Source organism: Necropsobacter rosorum (assembly GCF_964241405.1).
GTDB classification, from domain to species: Bacteria; Pseudomonadota; Gammaproteobacteria; order Enterobacterales; family Pasteurellaceae; genus Necropsobacter; species Necropsobacter rosorum.
The window spans coordinates 626,269-646,326 of sequence record NZ_CAXSXF010000001.1 but is presented as its reverse complement, the minus strand read 5'-3'; the positions used below and the strand labels follow the sequence as shown (position 1 = coordinate 646,326).

Sequence of the window (20,058 nt, the reverse complement as noted above, 5' to 3'; positions counted from 1 at the left end):
TGCGGCAAGTTCTGCAACAAAAGCGGATAGTTCTGCAACAGCTGCTGCTAATTCAGCGATTGAATCAGCTAATTCTGCAACAGCTGCGGCGAGTTCAGCAACGGAAGCGGGTAAGTCCGCAACCTCCGCTGCGAGTTCAGCTACGGAAGCGGATAACTCTGCAACAGCAGCGGCAAGTTCTGCGACGAAAGCGGATAATTCCGCAACAGCTGCCGCAAGTTCAGCGACGAAAGCAGATAATTCTGCAACCGTGGCGGCAAGTTCCGCTACCGAAGCGGGTAAATCTGCAACCTCCGCCGCAAATTCGGCGACGGAGGCAGATAACTCTGCGATAGCTGCAGCAAGTTCTGCGACTGCGGCGGCGTCTTCTGCCGATAGAGCCGAGGCGATGGTTGAGAAAGTTTTTGGGGAAGATGACGGTGATGATTCAACGACGCGTTATGGTGTTGATGCTAAGGCGTCGGCGGCGAATGCCTCGGCTTTCGGTAATAAAGCACAGAGTACGGCGGAAAATACTACGGCGGTCGGGCAGAATGCACAAGCCGGCGGGCAAAGCAGTACGGCAATCGGGCGGGGCGCGAAAGCAACCGGGCGTAATTCCGTTGCGCTTGGCGCCGATTCCGTGGCAAGCGAAGCGAATACGGTTTCGGTGGGAAGTGCTGGCAATGAGCGTCGGATCACTCATGTGGCAAACGGTGTCAATGCCACGGATGCGGTGAATAAATCTCAGTTGGATCAGCTGTCCGGCGTGATTAATAAAACCAATCATGCGGTGGTGAAATTGAGCGAGCATGTGGATAAGGTCGATAAGGATTTACGCGCCGGTATCGCCGGGGCTACGGCAATCGGTTTCCTGCAGCGCCCTAATGGACCGGGTCGCAGTATTGTTTCTGTGGGCGTCGGGTCGTATCGGGGTGAGTCGGCGGTTGCCGTCGGTTATGCGAGAAATTCTTATAATAATAAGATTTCGATTAAAGTCGGCGCCGGCATTAACTCCCGTAATGATGTGAACTGGGGCGGCAGCATCGGCTATCAGTGGTAAGGTTAAGTGCTTTCGTTATATTAAAACCGCCAAGTATCGCGGCGGTTTTTTATCACGGTGTGCAGTGAGACCGGAAATATCGGGTAAAAGTGCGGTGGAAATTGATGCGGTTTTTCCACCGCACTTTTTGCAGGCGGAATCCGAGATCAGAAAATTGCTTCCAGACGCAAAAAGGCGCCGAGGTGGTGACTGCGATCCTGATTTCGGTCATTGTAATAATTCAGTTCAGGCTGAATAAATAACCAGCTGCGCCAGATCGGCTGACGCCAACTGATAAACGGGCCGTATTGATTAATGTCGAATTTTTTGTCGTCCAGATCACCGCCGACAAAGATGCCGTAATTCAGCCGTTTATGATTGGCGAAGTCGTGCTGGCGGTAAATGCTGTTGCCCCATGAAATGTCTTCATCAATATCATGTTCATATTGCAGATATAAACTGTTGCCGATAAAGGTGTTGTCTGAATCCTGATATTTGGTTTCAAAATTGGTGCGGGCATAATGTTTACTGTTGCTGCCGTAGCGGTAAATCTGTTCCAGCCGGGTGGAAAGTTGATCGTTAATCTGCCATTCTTTGTTGGCTTTAAAGCGGATATAAACATCGGCACCGGAACGCACGCCGAGATCCAAGTCGGTATCGATGCCTAATTGTTTAATGCTGTCCGACCAGCGCAAACCGACCGAAGCGTTGTCGTTGCGCGCCTGACTGCGGTCGTAATGTTTGTTGTTTTTCAGCGGTTTATTATAGACATTGCCGACATGGTTTTTATCGGCGGCCTGATTTTCCAGATCTTCATCCCCGAATACTAAGCTGAGGTGTTTTTTTAAGGTCGGTAAACGGATTTTACCGCGCACCCGCGGTTTGATGGAAAAATGATCATAACGGTTCCATTGGCTGTCCAGCATTACACGCAAACTGGCGCTGGCGGGATGATCCGGGTCGGGATCGCCTATCCAGCCGTCAATGGTGTTGGCCCAGCTGCCGAGGGTGGTTTTTACGCTGGTATGCTGTTCGTCAACCCAAGTGTTTTCCTGTTCTTCGGCGTGCAGCGCCTGCGGTATCAGGCTGACAAAAATGGATGTCGTTAATAAATAGGATGCTTTCATGCGGTGTTTTCCTCTTTTTTTGGATGATATTGGTTTTATTAGCTAGCTGTACCCCATCAGTTTGAGCAGATCCCGTGTGTAACTAATTGCTTCATTACGGTTCGCCACGCCGATTTTCTGATATAAGTTCCGAATATGGGTTTTGATCGTCGTCGTGGCGACCTGCAATTCGTCAGAAATTTGTTCATTACTGTAACCGGAATAAATCAACCCCAGCACCTGCCATTCCCGTTGGGTCAGCGGACTGATTTTCAGTAATTCCGGCACTTTCGGATTTTCCAGTAATTTGGCCACGAACTGTTCGTCGAAATGGGCGAATTTGTGGCGGTAATACTGGTTAATGTTACGCAGAATAAACTGCGCTTTATGCTGCGCCAGTTCATCCAGCAGATTGCTTTGCAGTAATTGCCGGATTTGCTGCGCCATGCTTTCGCCTTCTATCACAAAAACACTGATAAAATTGGTCTGACGCCCTAAATGTAAGGCGGTGACTAAATCCTGCTGCGCCGCCGCTTTGTCGCCCTGCATAAAATACAGACGGTTGCGTAGAATTAATGCGCGGTTTAAGTCGCTGACCAGTTTAAGTTTTTCTGCAGTACTGATTAGGCGGTTGAGAATGTCTTCTGCCTGCGTATATTGCCCTAACAGGATTTGCGCGCGGGCGATATTGCGCCATTGCACCTGACTGAAATGGTTCTTGTCCGTGGTCGGGCGCTGGTTTTGTATCAGCCAGGCCTGCGCCGCGTCCAGATCCTCGGTCATTTGCCATAGCACGATTTTAACCTGATCGGCGTTGGCGTTCCAGTCGGAATGGTAATGGTGTGCGTTTTGCAGCTGGGTAATCTGTTTTAACAGGCGTGAGGCGTTATCCAGATCGCCGCGGACAATAGAGATTTTACACAACAGCGCCAGACACTGCAGGCGGTCTTCATCCTTATTCAGCACTGCAATGCCGGCATTGGCCATGGCTTCCGCTTTGTCCAGATTATACCAGTCCCATAAAATCTGCCCTTTTAGGCGCAGTAAAAATTCATACATCGGCACTTTCTGCAGATGGTTTTCTTTTACGAACAGAGTGGCTTTATCCAGCATATCGTAACCGGCTTGCAGAAAACCCTGTGCGATCAGAATTTCCGACTGTTGCAGCAGTGTCCATAAAATATTGTGTGAGGTGTGATACCGGCGCGCCATTTTTTCTGCTTTTTGCAGCATGGTCAGCGCTTCGGTAAAATTGCCCTGCACATGGTGCGCTTCACCGATAATGGAGGTTGCCACAATATGCGCGTAATACGCGTTATCCGGCAAATCGTTCAAGGCTTTGGAAGCCAGCGACAGGGCGCTGTTTTCATCTCCCTGATTAATCGCCACCTGGGCGCGCAAAACGTCAAATTCCGCCTGATCCGCACTGCTGAGGCGAATATTGTTTTGTGCCAGCACTTGATCGAAATGGGCGAAAATACCGCCCACTTCCGTATGGCGGTGCTGACTTTGCGCAAGCCAGGCTTTCAGCAAAATCAGGTTCGGAAAGCGGGCAAAACTGTGATCGTCAAGATGCGACAGGCTTTCTTCCAGTAATTTTAATTCGCCCTGATGAAATAAATTCCAGCCGTTATTGGATAGAATATCCAATAACACTTGATGATCATCAAGTTGCGTTGCGTGATAAAGGGCTTCGGTCACATAACCCAGCTGCAACCATGCGTGGGCGGCGCGCTGGTGCAGCTGTTGCAGCTCGGCGCTTAATTCCGTCTGGCAGCAATGGCTCAGAAAAGAGGCGAACAGCGGGTGAAAGCGCCACCAGTTATCATCCGAATCCATTTGCTGCAAAAACAACCCCTGTTTTTCCAGCGCTTCCAGTTTGGCCCGGCTGTTGCTTAAACCGGTCACTTCCTGCACCAGCGTTTCGTTCATGGAACGCAGAATGGAACATTGCAGAATAAAGCGCCGGGTTTGCGGATCCACCCGGTTTAGCACTTCATCGCTTAAATAATCATTAATATGAAAATTATTTAATTTGGACAGCCGTTTGGCGGCGTCCTGCAGCGGTTTTTTCTGCTGTTTGGCCGACAGGCTGATCAGCTGCAGGGCGGTCGGCCAGCCTTCCACTTCATCACAAAGTGCGGTGATTTCCTGCTCGGTTAATTGCTTTTCCACTCTTGACTGGAAAAATTCAATACTTTCCTGATGATTAAATGAAAGCTGGTGGGCATCAATTTCCAGCAGCTGCTCCTGCACGCGTAGCCCGGCAACACCGAGCGGCGGCACGGAACGAGAAATCAAAATCAGCGTCATCGCTGGCGGCTGGTGACGGATCCAGTATTTCAGCGCCTCATGAATTTCATCATTATGGATTAAATGATAATCATCAATAATCAGATAAAAATGCTCATTAATGGTGGAAATGTTGACCAATTGCTGACTGAGCAGCGAGGACAGATTGGATTGGCGGGCGATATTATCTTCATCCGGCAGCGCCTGATTAATGGCGTGATATAATGCCGCACAAAAATAGGTGGCGAAGCGTTCCGTTTGATTATCGCTTTCATCCAGCGAATACCAGCCGATATTTTTCTTGTTGGCGCACCATTGTGAGATCAGCGTGGTTTTGCCATAACCCGCCGGACCGTTGATTAACACCAGCGGGTAATTTTTAGCCTTATCAAGCAATTGTAATAAATTCGTGCGTTCGACGCTGTTTTGCAGCCGATAAGAGCAAATTAATTTGGACGGAATCAGCATACCGTATTAATCCTTTTTATTTAAGTAGGAGGAACTCCTCCCTTAGAATTTAAATTACTTCCTGTTTATCATACTCACAAGATTATAACAGGGAGGATTTTGTTTTTCCGCAATTACTCATAATAAGGCACAGAAATTTTCATATTCATCAATTTCCAAAAGGAGTGCTTATGTCTCAGTTCAATCTTAACGATATGGCGTTGTTTGATAGCAGCGTGCGAAAATTCTGTCGTTATTTCGATGTAGAATCGCCGGAACAACTCTCTTTACAGCAATGGTACCAGATCGTCGCCCAAAGCGCGCTGGATATTGTGTATGCCAAACCGGCGGTAAAAGGCACGGAAGAACGCCATGTCAATTATCTTTCCATGGAATTTCTGATCGGCCGTTTAACCGGCAACAACCTGATGAATTTAGGCTGCTATGAACCGATTAAAAATTATCTGGCGCAGTTTCATGTGGAGCTGGTGGATGTGTTGGAACAGGAACGTGACCCGGCCTTAGGGAACGGCGGTTTAGGTCGTCTGGCGGCCTGCTTCCTGGATTCTATGGCGGCATTGGGGCAGAATGCAACGGGCTACGGCTTACATTATCAATACGGTTTATTCAAACAATCCTTTGAACAGGGCGAACAAAAAGAGAGCGCCGATACCTGGGATCGGGATCATTACCCATGGCACAGTTATAACGTTGCCAAAACGCAGCTTGTGCATTTCGGCGGTAAAATCAAACGGCTGCAAGGGGATAAATACGAATGGACACCGGCGCTGAGCATTCAGGGCAAAGCGTTTGATTTACCGATCGTCGGTTATCAGAACGATATTATCCAGCCCCTGCGTTTATGGCAGGCGGACAGCGATCAATCCTTTGATTTAGCGAAATTCAACGACGGCAAATTCTTAACTGCCGATAAAACGATTGTTAATGCGACCGCACTTACTCAGGTGCTGTATCCGAATGATAATCATAAAGCCGGGCAAAAACTGCGCTTAATGCAGCAATATTTCCACTGCGCCTGCTCCGTGGCGGACATTCTGGAACGGCATTTCGCCGAAGGATACGAATTATCCGATTTTGCCACCCGTCAGGTGATTCAGCTCAACGATACCCATCCGACGCTGGCGATTCCGGAATTAATGCGCCTGTTGCTGGATAAATACGAACTGACCTGGGATGAAGCCTGGTCGATTTGTGCCAATACTTTTGCCTATACCAACCACACCCTGTTGCCGGAAGCGCTGGAACAATGGGATCAGCGTTTGTTTAAACAGTTGCTGCCGCGCCATTATCAGATTGTGGAAAAAATTAACGCCATTTTCCACGAGCGCGTGATCGCCGAATTCGGTGACGACAACAAAGTATGGGAAAAACTGGCGATTCTGTTCGATTACCGCGTGCGCATGGCAAATCTGTGCGTAGTGACCTGCTTTGCGGTCAACGGCGTGGCGCAGATTCACTCCGATTTACTGGTCACGGATTTGTTCCCGGAATATAACAAACTGTTCCCGACCAAATTCTGCAACGTCACCAACGGTATTACGCCGCGTCGCTGGATCCGTCAGGCCAATCCGCAATTAAGCGATTTATTGGACCGCACGTTAAAAGCCGACTGGACCAAAGATCTGGAATTGTTGCGCGGTGTGGAAGATTATGTGGACGATGCCGGCTTCCGTGAAGAATACCGCCGCATTAAACAGGTGAATAAATCCGTGCTGGCGGATGAAATTGAACGCAGTCTGGGCTTTGCGGTGAATCCTGATGCGATATTCGACATTCAGATTAAACGTTTCCACGAATATAAACGTCAGCATTTAAATCTGTTAAATATTATCGCCACATATCAATCGCTGAAAGATAATCCGAATCAGGATTACACACCGCGTTTGTTTGTGTTTGCCGGTAAAGCGGCGCCGGGTTATTATCTGGCGAAAAACATTATTCATGCGATCAATAATGTCGCCGACATTATTAACCATGATAAACAGGTGAACGATAAACTACAGGTGGCGTTCCTGCCGGATTATCGCGTGTCTCTGGCGGAGAAAATCATTCCGGCGGCGGATGTGTCCGAACAGATTTCCATGGCCGGCAAAGAAGCTTCCGGTACCGGTAATATGAAACTGGCGTTAAACGGTGCGCTGACACTGGGTACACTGGACGGCGCCAATGTGGAAATCGCCGATATGGTGGGCGAGGAAAACATCTTCCTGTTCGGTCATACGGTGGAAAGCGTGCGCGAATTGCTGGCCAAAGGGTATAAATCGAAAGATTACTACAAAAAAGATCCGGTGCTGAAAAGTGCGGTGGATTTCCTGGCTAAAGGCAAAGCCTCAAACGGTGATAAAACCACCTTTAATCTGATGCTGGAAAGCCTGCTGGAGCGCGATCCGTTCTTGGTCTTTGCCGATTTCGACAGCTACCGCAACGCGCAGCAACGCATCGGACAGGCTTATTTGGATCAGGACGCTTGGTTGCGCAGCGCGATCTTAAATACCGCGCGTTTGGGCATGTTCAGTTCCGATCGCTCGATCCGTGATTATCAAGCGCGCATCTGGCTGAAAAAATAAGGTGTTGCGATTAACCCGATAAATTATAACGATGTATATTCTCTAGTCGTTTTCTCCCTCCCTTGCGGAGGGAGCTTTTCAGATAATAAAACCTAACCGATTTTCTTTTCAGAGCTTATGAAAAGAGCCGTTTAATTAAGGAGTTGGCAATGAGTATTGCGGCAAAACAACAAAAAAAATTCGATCAGGCGGGCATTATGCCGTATTTCTTCGATGAGCGCGGGTTAAAGAAACGAGCGCCGCATCAGATCAAACAACGCTTACTTAACACCTTTCACGGCAACCTTTCGGCGCGCACTACGCCATTACCGGAAGTGAAAATCTTTTATCAAAACCGACCGCACTTTTTGCCGCTTAAGCACGCCGATAAAAAACATCCGTTACGCGGCAGCTGGCAGCTACAGCTGGAAGACGCATCGCAGGTTATCGACGGTAAAATCAAACGCAACGGTATTGATTTACCGCGCGATTTGCCGCTGGGTTATCATAATCTGGTGCTGAAAATCCGCAATAAACGGTTCGAATGCCGGATCATTATTGCGCCGACTCGCTGTTATCAGCCCGCCGAACTGGCGCAGGGCAAAAAACTGTGGGGATCGTTTCTACAGCTTTATACGCTGAAATCCGAACAAAACTGGGGGATCGGCGATTTTGGCGATTTGAAAGCGTTTTTACGCAATATGCAGCCTTATCAGGCGGATTTTGTCGGCTTAAACCCGATTCATGCGCTGTTTCCCGCCAATCCGGATGCCGCCAGCCCGTACAGTCCGTCTTCCCGCAAATGGCTGAATATTATTTACATTGACATTAATCAGCTGCCGGAATTTCAACACAGCGACATTGCGCAGCAATGGTTTAACAGTGTGGAAGTGCAGCAAAAATTAGCCGAAGTGCGGTCGGATTCGTGGATAAATTATCCGCAGGTGATGCAGTTAAAATTGCAGGGACTGGCGCTGGCGTTTGATTATTTTCAGCAAAATCCGACCGCACTTCGTCAGCAGGCGTTCGCCCGATTTGTGCAGCAGGGCGGCGAAAGTTTACAGGTGCAGGCGACATTCGATGCGCTGCATCAGTATCTGAGCAATCATTTCAGTGAACAATGGGGCTGGGATTTCTGGGCGCCGGAATATCAGGATTACCATTCCGAGGCGGTGCAGAAATTCCGCCAGAAATACGCCAATGAAGTGCTTTTCTATGCCTGGCTGCAATTCTGTGCCGATCAGCAGCTGGCCGAATGTCACGAAATCTGCCGCGCCAATCACATGACCGTCGGCATGTATCGTGATCTGGCGGTCGGCGTGACCGGCAGCGGAGCGGAAACCTGGTGCGATAAAGATCTTTACTGTCTGGAGGCTTCCGTCGGCGCACCGCCGGATATTCTCGGCCCGCAGGGACAAAACTGGGGATTGGCGCCGATGAACCCGCATGTATTAAAACAGCAGGCGTATCAACCGTTTATTGATCTGGTTCGCGCCAATATGAAACATTGCGGCGCGTTGCGTATCGACCATATTATGTCGCTGCTGCGGCTGTGGTGGATTCCGAAGGGCGACAGTGCGGTAAACGGCGCTTATGTGCGCTATCCGGTGGATGATTTGATTGCCATTCTGGCTCTGGAAAGTCAGCGCCATCAGAGCCTGATTATCGGCGAAGATTTGGGAACGGTGCCGAAAGAAATCGTCAGTAAACTGAAAAATGCCGGAATTTTGTCTTATAAAATTTTCTACTTTGAATTCGACCAGCAGGGACAAAGCCGTGCGTTGCAGGATTATCCGTATCAGGCGATGACGACGCTGAGCACCCATGATCTGCCGACCATTAACGGTTACTGGCGCGGCTATGATTTTGAACTGGGGCAACGATTCGGCGTGTATCCGAATCCGAAAGTGCTGGCAATTTTGCAGCAGGATCGGATTAACGCCAAGGCGAAAATTCTCAGCCGCTTAAAAGAAAATCATATTGAGATTGAAGACGGTATTGACGAGACCCTGTCTTCGGCGGTCAGTAAAACGTTTAATCACCAGTTACAGCGCTATGTGGCCAATGTCAGCAGCGCCTTGTTCGGCTTGCAGCCGGAAGACTGGCTGGATATGAGCGAGCCGGTCAATATTCCGGGCACCAGCACGCAATATGCCAACTGGCGCCGGCGCTTAACGGCGGATGTGGTGCAAATCTTTGCCGATCCTGAAGTGCAAGCCTTGCTAAGTGCGGTCAATACGGTGCGCAAAAACGCATCATCAGCTACTTGATAGTCAACGGGGAACCGGGTCGGTTCCCCTTTTTTACCGAAATTTCGGCTCATCAATAAAAACCGCTTTCCTTTCCAATAAAAAACGGTACTATATGCCGGCCCTAGCGCCGACGGTAAACGCCGCGCGACAGGGCTTATCTTTCCGCTTTGGAAACTGTAAAAAAGCTGCAACGCTTTTTTTAATAAGTAGCGAGTCAAATGCCCCATGGCATCTTATTTTCAAGAATAAGAAAGCTTAGGCTTCCCGCAAGGCACCCGACTTATTTTTTTAACCTCATAGAGAAGGTATGTTTTAATCATGACAATCACTCCGGTAAATCCCATCCAACATGCGACCAATGAATATTATTTAACCCGTCAGAACGAGATGGAATCGAATGTTCGCAGTTATCCGCGCAAATTGCCGCTGGCCATTGCAAAGGCACAAGGCTGTTGGGTCACTGATGTCGAAGGCAATGACTATCTCGACTGTTTGGCCGGCGCAGGAACCTTGGCGCTCGGACACAATCACCCGGCGGTCATTCAGGCGATTCAAGACGTGTTAAGCAGCGGTCTGCCGTTGCATACGCTGGATTTAACCACGCCGTTAAAAGACGCGTTTACGCAGGAACTGTTATCGTTTTTCCCGCAAAATGCCTATCGTCTTCAGTTCTGCGGGCCTTCCGGCGCCGACGGTACGGAAGCGGCAATCAAACTGGCGAAAACCTATACCGGGCGCGGCAATGTCATTGCCTTTTCCGGCGGCTACCACGGTATGACGCACGGTGCATTATCGATGACCGGCAATCTGGGCGCGAAAAACGCCGTGCAGAATTTAATGGCGGGCGTGCAGTTTATGCCGTATCCGCATGAATACCGCTGCCCGCTCGGCATCGGCGGTGAGGCGGGCGTTGAGGCGTTAACCTATTATTTCGAGCATTTTATCGAGGATGTGGAAAGCGGCGTCGTGAAGCCGGCGGCGGTGATTTTGGAAGCCATTCAAGGGGAAGGCGGCGTGGTGGTCGCACCGACAAAATGGCTGCAAAAAATCCGCGCAGTAACCCGCAAACACGGCATTGTGCTGATTTTAGACGAAGTGCAGGCCGGTTTTTGCCGTTCGGGTAAAATGTTCGCCTTTGAACATGCGGATATCGAACCGGATATTGTGGTGATGTCCAAGGCGGTGGGCGGCAGTCTGCCGCTGGCGGTACTGGCGATCAAAAAAGAATTCGACGCCTGGCAGCCGGCCGGTCACACCGGTACTTTCCGCGGTAATCAGCTGGCGATGGCTACCGGCTATGTTTCGCTGAAAATCATGCGTGAGCAGAATCTGGCGCAAAATGCCCGTGAGCGCGGTGAATTTTTGCAAACCGCATTGCAAACACTGGCGCAGGAATTCCCTTGTATCGGCAATGTACGCGGTCGCGGTTTGATGATCGGCATTGAAATTGTGGATGAACGGCAGGCGGCGGATCGTCTCGGCGCCTATCCGGCGGACGGCGAACTGGCGGCGGCGATTCAGAAAGCCTGTTTTAACCACAAATTGCTGCTGGAACGCGGCGGGCGCGGCGGTAACGTGGTGCGGATTCTGTGTCCGCTGATTATCACGCAGGCGGAATGCGAAACGATGATCAATCGCTTCCGGGCGGCGCTTGCCGATGCACTGAAAGCCGTTCGCGGTTAATGTTATGGTAACGGCATTTGACCCTAAGTTCGCGTCGGTGCCGTTTCTTGTTGTATTTATCTCACCTTGAGGAACATCATATGGTCGATTTTGCCAGACATCAACGGGCGCTGCTGTGCAATGATCCGCAATCCGTCGCCGATTATCAGGCCGCGATGGCCGAGGCGACAAGTGCGGTCGTAAATTGGCTTAAAACGGATAAAATGTACACCGGCGGCAGTATCGCACAGCTTCGTGCGCAGATCCGGTTTAACCCGACGCCATCCGGTCTTGGGCTTGAGGCGTCATTACGGCGGATGGTCGATTTATTTTTAAACAACAGTCTGAAAGTGCATCACCCGCATTCACTGGCGCATTTGCACTGTCCGACTATGGTCAGCAGCCAGATTGCGGAAGTGTTGATTAATGCCTCCAATCAATCGATGGACTCCTGGGATCAAAGCCCGGCGGGGTCATTAATGGAAGTGCGTTTAATCGAATGGCTGCGGCAAAAGGTGGGCTACGGCGCGGGCGAGGCGGGAGTATTCACTTCCGGCGGCACTCAGTCGAATTTAATGGGGCTGCTGCTGGCGCGGGATGCCTGTATCGCCGCCCATTGGCAAAACGACGCAGGACAGGAATGGTCCGTGCAGCAAGACGGTATGCCGCCGGCTGCATTGCAGAAAGTGAAAGTGATTTGTTCGGAGCACGCTCATTTTTCCGTGCAGAAAAATATGGCGATGCTGGGCATGGGCTTTCAGTCGGTGGTGACGGTTCCCTGCAATGCCGATGCGCAAATGGATATGCAGGCGTTAGCGCAGATATTGGCAGATTTGACGGCGCAGGGAAAGGTCATCGCCTGTATCGTTGCCACCGCCGGTACCACGGATGCCGGTGCGATAGATCCGATAGCGGAAATTCGCGCGCTGGCGGATCAATATCATAGCTGGCTGCATGTGGATGCCGCATGGGGCGGGGCGTTGCTGTTATCCAATACGTATCGCCACCGGTTGAACGGACTGGAGCAGGCGGATTCGGTAACGCTGGATTTCCATAAACAGTTTTTCCAAACGATTTCCTGCGGCGCATTTTTATTAAAAGAGGCGGCTAATTATCGCTTTATTGATTATAAGGCGGATTATCTTAATTCGGAGTATGACGAACAGCACGGCGTGCCGAATCTGGTTTCTAAATCGCTACAGACTACCCGCCGTTTTGACGCATTGAAACTTTGGTTGACGGTTGAAGCGCTAGGCGAGGAATTGTACGGTTCGATGATTGATCACGGAGTTGAATTGACTGCTGAGGTCGCGGCATATATTGAGGCGACGGCGGAACTGGAACTGCTGGTTCAACCGCAATTCGCTTCCGTATTATTCCGTGTCGTGCCGCAAGATTATCCGGCCGAGCTGCTGGATGCGCTGAATCAGCACGTTGCCGACGAACTGTTTGCGCGCGGCGAAGCGAATATCGGCGTCACCAAAGTCGGCGGGGTTCAGTCGCTGAAAATGACCACCCTAAGCCCGATTGCCACGCTGGATCACGTTAAAGCCTTACTGGCGCAGGTATTATCCACCGCACACCGAATTAAAGAGGCGATTGCGCGTGGAGAATATAAGGTGGTTGTGGGGTAGGTGTTGTTAAAATGATGACTTCACCTGCGTTTTGAGGTGAAGTCATTATAGTTAAGCGCGGTTTGATTTTTCCGGCGCTTTTCCCATTCAAACTGAGGCTTGCGGCTGCTTGATAACGGATAATCGGCAGTATATAAAGTGCGGTCGATTATAAGGCCGTTTTTATTTCGCCGGTTTGTTCATGGATGAAATGCTATCTGCAAGGTGGATAACCGGGTTTTCTGAAAAACGGTATTTATCGATGCTGATTTCAAAATCATCGTTTGCGCCGTTAAACAGCATTCGTTTTGTGTTTTCCAGATGCGTCCACATCGCCATTTTGGCGGCATGCGGATCTTTATCCATTAATGCCTGTAAAATTTCATCATGTTCATCGCACCAGCTGTCAATAGAACGCGCATCGATATGTTCGTGTAATTTACGCCAGTAAGGATTCAGCACCCGCTGCCGCCACATTTCCTGTACGATGGTAATCAATGCACTGTTGCGGGTAATCTGAGCGATTTTAGTATGGAATTTCAAATCCCATTGTGAATCACGGAAATGATCTTCCTGACGGGCGTTTTTCTGTATTTCCATGATGTCGATAATATCTTCTTTGGTGGCTTGTGTGGCGGCGAATTCAACGACGATACTTTCGATCAGTTGACGGGCCTGTAATAACTCAAACGGCCCGCATTTTGAGAATTCCAATCCTCTGTTTTCATCGGCTTCGGAAGCGTTTTTCGGGGTGGCTGAAATGACGTGGATGCCGGAGCCTTTTTTTACTTCAACAAAGCCTTCCACTTCCAGCATGATGATGGCTTCGCGTACTACCGTACGACTGACGTTCATTTCTTCGGAAATAAAGCGTTCCGCAGGCAGCTTCTCGCCGACTTTGTAAAATCCGGTAATAATTTTGTCTTTAAGATCTTGGGCCAATTGTTGATAAAGGCGTTGATTCTCGGTTAATTTCATACAAATCTGATATCCGTCAAATAGCGAGTGGTTAGATTCTAACACAGCTTGCTTGAATTGTAAGAATCATGTACGCAAATTGTTGCTATCTTTAGTAAAGATAGCAACAACGTTATAAAGCTATCATATACCTAATAATTGAGGCAGGAATAATGATAGTTGAGGCAGGTAGGTTACCAGTAATAAGGTGAGTAACAAAACGGCGAAAAACGGTAACATCGGCTTAATTAAATTCTGTAGTTTTACCCCGGAAACGGAACAGCCCACAAATAATGCGCTGCCCACCGGTGGCGTACATAATCCGATACAGAGATTGAAAATCATCATAATTCCGAAGTGTACCGGATCCATGCCCAATTCGGTTACAATCGGTAAAAAAATCGGGGTAAAGATTAATACCGCCGGTGTCATGTCCATAAATACGCCGATAGTGAGTAATAAGATATTGATGATCAGTAAAATCACAATCAAATTATCCGAAACGCTGATGAGCAGTTCATTCACCATATAAGGGATATCCGCATTGGTCATCGCCCAGGACATTGCAACGGAGACGCCGATAAGGAAAAGTACGATTGCGGTTGTCACCACAGAATCCAGAATGATTTTGGGTAATTGTGACAGCTTGATTTCACGGTAAATGATCACCGATAACACGAAGGTGTACACGACCGCAATCGCAGAGGCTTCCGTGGCGGTAAATATACCGGCTAAAATCCCACCGATAACCACAACGACCATTAATAAACTTGGAATCGCATCCAGCGCGTATTTGATCACTAATGCCAGGGTCGGTTTGTCAGATACGGGATAATGGCGTTTTTTGGCAATAAAATAGTTGACCAGCATGATACCGAATCCCATCATGATCCCCGGTATATAACCGGCCATAAAGAGAGTGGCAACGGAAATTCCACCCGCAGTCAGAGCGTACACTATCATGACATTAGACGGTGGAATCAACAGGCCGCTGATACAGGAGGTTACATTAATCGCCGCCGAATAGGCCGGATCATAACCGGCTTTTTTCTGTAACGGTGCCATTGTGCCGCCTACGGCCGCCGCCGCGGCAACGGCTGAACCGGAAATCGAGCCGAACATCATATTTGCCATGACATTAACATGACCCAGTGAACCGGGGATACGGCCGACCAGTACCTGAGAAAAATTAATTAAACGGGTTGCGATACCGCCGCTGTTCATGAGCGAACCGGCTAGAATAAAAAACGGAATGGCGAGTAATGAGAAGCTGTCCAGACCGGTCGCAATCTTTTGTCCCGAAACGATCATGGTCGTTTTAAACGGCAACATAAAGGAAGCGGATAAAATAGTCGCAATACCAATGGAAAACGAGATTGGTACGCCGAGAAAAACCAGAATGAAGAAAGATGAAAACATCACCAAAGGAATAAACCATTCCCAGTTAAGTAGCCATTCCATTATTTGTTCTCCTTTAACGCCAGAATATTATCTATCAGAAATAATATGCTATAAAACAACATTAAAATCCCGCTGAGCGGTAGTGCGATATAAACATAAGCCATCGGAATCTGCATAGACGGAGAGATCTGTCCGGAATGATAAACATTGGCGACTAAAGTAAATCCGCCAAATATCATAACGCCAAGTGAAAATGCGAAAATACAGATATTAATAAAAATATTACTGATCGCTTTTTTATGACCCGCGAGATTATGCGTGAATAAGTCGATGGATAAATGTCTTTGTAATCCGACGGTATAAGCCGCACCTAATAAGCCTACCCAAATCATACTGAAGCGGGCAATTTCATCAGTCACGGTACTTGGCATGTGCAAAACATAGCGGCTGAAAACCTGCCATGTCACGCAAATTACCAGAAGGCTCATGACAATAATAGAAAAGGTTGAAATGAATATATCGACCGGTTTCTTGAGTTTCTCTAATTGCATTCAGTCACCCCAAATAACTAAATAATCGTACTGCATTCCTCCTTACCCGATATGTAAGTAAGGAGGAACGCGTATCATTGTTTTCCTTGTGTTTTGATGGCATCGATAAATTTTGCCAGCGCCGGATTTTTGGCAAATTCGGTATAGAGGGGTTGTAGCGCATCGCGGAACGGTTGTTTATCTACCTGAATAAAGGTTGCACCGACTTTTTCCGCTTCGGCACGGGAACGGGCCGTTTCTTCATCCCATAGTTTCTGTTGATAAGTCTCGGAATTTTTAGCCGCGTCTTGTAAGATTTTTTTCTGGTTATCATTTAATTTGTCCCAGACTTTGCTGGAAATAATCAGATAATCCGGCACGCTGGTGTGCTGATCCTCCACATAATATTTTGCCACTTCGACATGTCGGGTCTGATAATAAGATGGAATATTATTTTCTGCACCGTCAATGACGCCTTGCTGCAATGCGGTATATACTTCACCAAATGGAATCGGTGCCGGCGAACCGCCCAGCAATTCAATCATCCGATTGGTCGTCGGGGTGGAAACGACACGAATTTTCAATCCTTTCATATCCGCCGGTGAGTAGATGGGTTTTTTGGCATAGAAACTTCGGGTGCCGGCCACATAAGAAGCGATAATATTGAAACCGCTGTTTTGGGTTTTATCGGCAAGCGCTTTACCGATATCACCGAATAACACTTTCTTAAAATGGTCTTCGTCATCAAACAAATACGGGCAGCTGAATACCGAAAATTCTTTGACGAAAGATTCCATTTCACTGGCGCTGGCTTTTGTCATATCCAAGGCATCATTTTGAATCAGTTCTATTGTTTCTCGCGGCCCTCCCATCTGACCGCTCGGATAAATACGGATCTTTAAATCGCCATTTGATTTTTCCTGCACTTCTTTTGCCATTGCGGCTAACGCCTGATGAACCACATGAGACTGATCAAGGTTATGCGCTAATTTTAAGGTGACTTTTGCTGCCAGTACATTGGTTGACGTCATGAGAAGCGGTAATACAACACATAAACTGGATAGGCGTAGTTTGTTGAGTTTCATGGTAATCTCCGGATTAAGTTAAGTTGTCTGATAGCCTTCTTGCTGATATCCCCTGAATTAGGGGCAGTCATTCCATGCGAAGCGATTTTCAGTGCTAATCCTACCACTGAAATAGTTAAAGTTATCATACAAATTTCTCGAATTGAGATCTGTATCACAAAAAAACAAGTATGTTTATATTTGTTTTGGTATAACATATTTGTGAAAGGTAAGTACAATCATCTGGAGACATAAAATGAATAGTTTTTTAACAGAAGAATTTCTGCTTGATACCGGCACAGCGAAAGAGTTGTTTTTTGATTATGCGGAAAATCAGCCTATCTTTGACTATCACTGTCATTTACCGCCGGCGCAAATCGCGGCTAATTATCAATTCAAAAATCTGTATGATATCTGGCTGAAAGGTGATCACTATAAGTGGCGCGCAATGCGTACTCACGGCGTTGATGAGCGCTTTTGCACCGGTGATGCGAGCGATTATGAAAAATTCCAAGCCTGGTGTGAAACGGTACCCTATACCATCGGTAACCCGTTATACCACTGGACGCATTTGGAATTACGCCGTCCGTTCGGTATTACCGATATGCTGTTATCGCCGCAAACCGCTGAAAAAATCTGGCATAAATGTACCGCACTTTTACAACAGGAAGATTTTTCCGCCAAAGGTATTATCCGCAAAATGAATGTGAAATTTATCGGTACCACGGATGACCCGGCGGATAGCCTTGAATACCATGACATCATTGCGCAGGATAAGCACTTTAACACCAAAGTCGCACCGAGTTTTCGTCCGGATAAATCGTTTAATATTGAGCAGGATTCCTTTAACGATTATATGTGGCAATTAGGTGCGGCAGCCGATATTGAAATTCGATCCTTTGCTGATTTATGCAATGCGCTGACAAAACGCATCGATCATTTTGCTCGTCACGGTTGTAAAGTCTCGGATCACGCCTTGGATGTCGTGTTGTATGAAGAGGCCACGGAAGCGGAATTAAATCGGATTCTGACCGCTAAATTATCCGGTTTCACGCCGGATAACACGCAGGTTGCGAAGTTTAAAACGGCGGTATTGGTTTTTCTCGCGGCGGAGTATCACAAACGTAACTGGGTTCAGCAATATCATATCGGTGCATTAAGAAACAACAATACTGTTATGTTCAGACAACTTGGCGCGGATACCGGTTTTGATTCCATTAATGACGAACCGATAGCGCAGGCATTGTCCCGTTTGCTGGATGCTCAGGCGACAAATAATACGTTGCCGAAAACTATTCTGTATTGTCTGAATCCGCGCGATAACGAAGTGTTGGCGACCATGCTGGGCAATTTTCAGCAAGCGGGCATCAAATCTAAAATGCAGTTCGGCTCGGGTTGGTGGTTTAACGATCAGAAAGACGGCATGATCCGTCAGCTGACTCAGCTCAGCCAGTTAGGTTTGCTACGCCATTTTGTGGGAATGCTGACTGACAGCCGCAGCTTTTTATCCTATACCCGCCATGAATATTTTCGCCGTATTTTATGCCGGATGATCGGACATTGGGTGCGTGACGGCGAAGCGCCGAACGATATGAAATTATTGGGACAAATGGTTTCGGATATTTGTTTCGATAACGCGAAAAACTACTTTGAAATTGAGCTGAATTAAGCGCAGGAGAGCAATAAGATGAAAACCCTAAACAGAACAAACTTTCCCGGTAAACGGTATCCGACCAAAATCATTCAATTCGGTGAAGGTAATTTCCTGCGGGCGTTTATTGACTGGCAGATTGATTTGCTGAACGAACAGACCGATTTCAATGCCGGGGTGACTGTCGTGCGGCCGATTGATACGGATTTTCCGCCGTTGCTGAATACGCAGGACGGTTTATATACCACGATTATCCGCGGCTTAAACGAACGGGGCGAGGCGGTCAAGCAAGCGCGGATTATCCGCTCGGTAAATAATGAAATCCCCGTTTATCAGCGCTATGACGACTATCTGGCGCTGGCGCACAATCCGGAGATTAAATTTATTTTTTCCAACACCACAGAAGCCGGGATCAGTTATCACGAAGGCGATCGTTTTGATGATCGGCCGCCGCGCAGCTATCCGGCTAAATTAACCCGTTTATTGTTTGAACGGTTTCGCGCCGTGGACGGCGATATGAATCAGGGCTTTATCTTGCTGCCGTGCGAGTTGATCGATTATAACGGCGAGCAGTTAAAAACATTGGTCTTGAAATATGCCCGCCAGTGGCGGCTTTCCGCCGATTTTATCCATTGGCTGGAGGAGGCGAATACCTTCTGTTCCACTCTGGTGGATCGTATCGTGACCGGTTATCCCCGTCATGAAGCCGCCGAGCTGGAGGCGGAATTAGGCTATCATGACGCTTTTTTGGATACGGCGGAACATTTTTATCTGTTTGTTATCCAAGGGCCAAAATCGTTGGCGCAGATGTTGCGTTTGGATCAGGCGACGCTGAACGTATTAATTGTGGATGATATTAAACCTTACAAAGAACGCAAGGTGGCGATTTTAAACGGGGCGCATACCGCATTGGTACCGGTGGCGTATCTGGCCGGGGCGGATACGGTGGGCGAGGCGATGGATGACCCGGCGTTGCGCCGCTTTGTGCAAAGTGCGGTGCAAAACGAGATTATTCCGGTACTGTCGCTGCCGCAACAGGAGCTGCAACAATTTGCCGAAGCGGTCATCAAACGCTTCCGCAATCCGTTTATTCAGCACCGGCTGTTATCCATCGCGCTGAACAGTATGACGAAATATCGCACCCGCAATTTACCGCAATTATTGGCTTATGTGCGGAAATATCAAAAATTACCACCGCACTTAACCTTTGCTTTGGCGGCGTTAATCGCGTTTTATCGCGGCGAACGCAACGGTCAGCCTATCGACCTGCAGGATGATGACATCTGGCTTGCCCGCTATAAACAATGGTGGCGGCAATTTGCTGCCGGTGAGTTGAGTTTGCAACAATTGGTGCATAACGTGTTAGTACAGGATGATCATTGGCAGCAGGATTTAACGCAGATCCCGCAGCTGGTTGAAACGGTCACCGAACAGCTGGATGCTATTTTGCAAAAAGGCATGCGGCAGGCGTTGGCGCAATATTGCGGAGATTGAC

At 48.3% G+C, this 20,058-nt stretch carries 13 protein-coding genes; 7 read left to right on the top strand and 6 right to left on the bottom strand.

What is annotated here, in order from left to right:
- Positions 1-250: 250 nt before the first annotated feature.
- Positions 251-1,042, top strand: a complete 792-nt coding sequence (locus tag ACESOH_RS03015; protein WP_373099595.1) for a YadA family autotransporter adhesin — start codon at positions 251-253, stop codon at positions 1,040-1,042.
- A 146-nt stretch (positions 1,043-1,188) separates the two neighbouring features.
- Here ACESOH_RS03015 and ACESOH_RS03010 read toward each other — a convergent pair whose 3' ends face one another.
- Positions 1,189-2,148, bottom strand: coding sequence for a hypothetical protein (locus ACESOH_RS03010; protein ID WP_032093127.1), 960 nt, complete (start codon positions 2,146-2,148; stop codon positions 1,189-1,191).
- 42 nt (positions 2,149-2,190) lie between these two features.
- Positions 2,191-4,887: an HTH-type transcriptional regulator MalT gene (gene malT, locus ACESOH_RS03005; protein WP_373099593.1), complete on the bottom strand. Its 2,697-nt coding sequence runs from the start codon at positions 4,885-4,887 to the stop codon at positions 2,191-2,193.
- A 170-nt stretch (positions 4,888-5,057) separates the two neighbouring features.
- Here malT and glgP point away from each other — a divergent pair, with 170 nt between their 5' ends.
- The 4 genes from glgP to ACESOH_RS02985 all read left to right on the top strand — a co-directional run bounded on the left by glgP (position 5,058) and on the right by ACESOH_RS02985 (position 12,981).
- Positions 5,058-7,454, top strand: a complete 2,397-nt coding sequence (gene glgP / locus ACESOH_RS03000) for a glycogen/starch/alpha-glucan family phosphorylase (RefSeq protein ID WP_032093125.1) — start codon at positions 5,058-5,060, stop codon at positions 7,452-7,454.
- A 149-nt stretch (positions 7,455-7,603) separates the two neighbouring features.
- The gene (gene malQ / locus ACESOH_RS02995) at positions 7,604-9,703 is read left to right on the top strand and encodes a 4-alpha-glucanotransferase (RefSeq protein ID WP_373099591.1); all 2,100 of its coding nucleotides are present in this window, start codon (positions 7,604-7,606) and stop codon (positions 9,701-9,703) included.
- Positions 9,704-10,003: 300 nt separating this feature from the next.
- Positions 10,004-11,368, top strand: a complete 1,365-nt coding sequence (locus tag ACESOH_RS02990) for a diaminobutyrate--2-oxoglutarate transaminase (RefSeq protein WP_373099589.1) — start codon at positions 10,004-10,006, stop codon at positions 11,366-11,368.
- An 80-nt stretch (positions 11,369-11,448) separates the two neighbouring features.
- Positions 11,449-12,981, top strand: a complete 1,533-nt coding sequence (locus ACESOH_RS02985; protein WP_373099587.1) for a pyridoxal phosphate-dependent decarboxylase family protein — start codon at positions 11,449-11,451, stop codon at positions 12,979-12,981.
- Positions 12,982-13,143: 162 nt separating this feature from the next.
- Here the strand turns inward: ACESOH_RS02985 and exuR are convergent, their stop codons facing one another.
- The 4 genes from exuR to ACESOH_RS02965 all read right to left on the bottom strand — a co-directional run bounded on the left by exuR (position 13,144) and on the right by ACESOH_RS02965 (position 16,879).
- On the bottom strand, positions 13,144-13,938 hold the full coding sequence (gene exuR / locus ACESOH_RS02980) for a transcriptional regulator ExuR (RefSeq protein WP_373099585.1): 795 nt from the start codon (positions 13,936-13,938) through the stop codon (positions 13,144-13,146).
- 123 nt (positions 13,939-14,061) lie between these two features.
- A complete protein-coding gene (locus tag ACESOH_RS02975; RefSeq protein ID WP_373099583.1) occupies positions 14,062-15,378 on the bottom strand; it encodes a TRAP transporter large permease in 1,317 nt (438 codons plus the stop codon).
- Positions 15,378-15,869, bottom strand: coding sequence for a TRAP transporter small permease (locus ACESOH_RS02970; protein ID WP_373099582.1), 492 nt, complete (start codon positions 15,867-15,869; stop codon positions 15,378-15,380). The genes ACESOH_RS02975 and ACESOH_RS02970 overlap by 1 nt, the downstream gene beginning before the upstream one ends.
- A gap of 74 nt (positions 15,870-15,943) precedes the next feature.
- Entirely contained in the window at positions 15,944-16,879 is a 936-nt protein-coding gene (locus ACESOH_RS02965; RefSeq protein ID WP_373099580.1) for a TRAP transporter substrate-binding protein, read from the bottom strand.
- A 289-nt stretch (positions 16,880-17,168) separates the two neighbouring features.
- Here ACESOH_RS02965 and uxaC point away from each other — a divergent pair, with 289 nt between their 5' ends.
- Together uxaC and ACESOH_RS02955 are read left to right on the top strand one after the other, a co-directional pair.
- Positions 17,169-18,581, top strand: coding sequence for a glucuronate isomerase (gene uxaC, locus ACESOH_RS02960; RefSeq protein WP_373099579.1), 1,413 nt, complete (start codon positions 17,169-17,171; stop codon positions 18,579-18,581).
- Positions 18,582-18,599: 18 nt separating this feature from the next.
- Entirely contained in the window at positions 18,600-20,057 is a 1,458-nt protein-coding gene (locus tag ACESOH_RS02955) for a tagaturonate reductase (protein WP_373099577.1), read from the top strand.
- The last annotated feature ends 1 nt before the right edge of the window (position 20,058 follow it).

Excerpts from the sequence above, each read along its gene's own strand:
- ACESOH_RS03010 (WP_032093127.1), bottom strand. The coding sequence starts at position 2,148 with ATGAAAGCATCCTATTTATTAACGACATCCATTTTTGTCAGCCTGATA.
- malT (WP_373099593.1), bottom strand. The coding sequence starts at position 4,887 with ATGCTGATTCCGTCCAAATTAATTTGCTCTTATCGGCTGCAAAACAGC.
- glgP (WP_032093125.1), top strand. The coding sequence starts at position 5,058 with ATGTCTCAGTTCAATCTTAACGATATGGCGTTGTTTGATAGCAGCGTG.
- malQ (WP_373099591.1), top strand. The coding sequence starts at position 7,604 with ATGAGTATTGCGGCAAAACAACAAAAAAAATTCGATCAGGCGGGCATT.
- ACESOH_RS02990 (WP_373099589.1), top strand. The coding sequence starts at position 10,004 with ATGACAATCACTCCGGTAAATCCCATCCAACATGCGACCAATGAATAT.
- ACESOH_RS02985 (WP_373099587.1), top strand. The coding sequence starts at position 11,449 with ATGGTCGATTTTGCCAGACATCAACGGGCGCTGCTGTGCAATGATCCG.
- exuR (WP_373099585.1), bottom strand. The coding sequence starts at position 13,938 with ATGAAATTAACCGAGAATCAACGCCTTTATCAACAATTGGCCCAAGAT.
- ACESOH_RS02975 (WP_373099583.1), bottom strand. The coding sequence starts at position 15,378 with ATGGAATGGCTACTTAACTGGGAATGGTTTATTCCTTTGGTGATGTTT.
- ACESOH_RS02970 (WP_373099582.1), bottom strand. The coding sequence starts at position 15,869 with ATGCAATTAGAGAAACTCAAGAAACCGGTCGATATATTCATTTCAACC.
- ACESOH_RS02965 (WP_373099580.1), bottom strand. The coding sequence starts at position 16,879 with ATGACGTCAACCAATGTACTGGCAGCAAAAGTCACCTTAAAATTAGCG.
- uxaC (WP_373099579.1), top strand. The coding sequence starts at position 17,169 with ATGAATAGTTTTTTAACAGAAGAATTTCTGCTTGATACCGGCACAGCG.
- ACESOH_RS02955 (WP_373099577.1), top strand. The coding sequence starts at position 18,600 with ATGAAAACCCTAAACAGAACAAACTTTCCCGGTAAACGGTATCCGACC.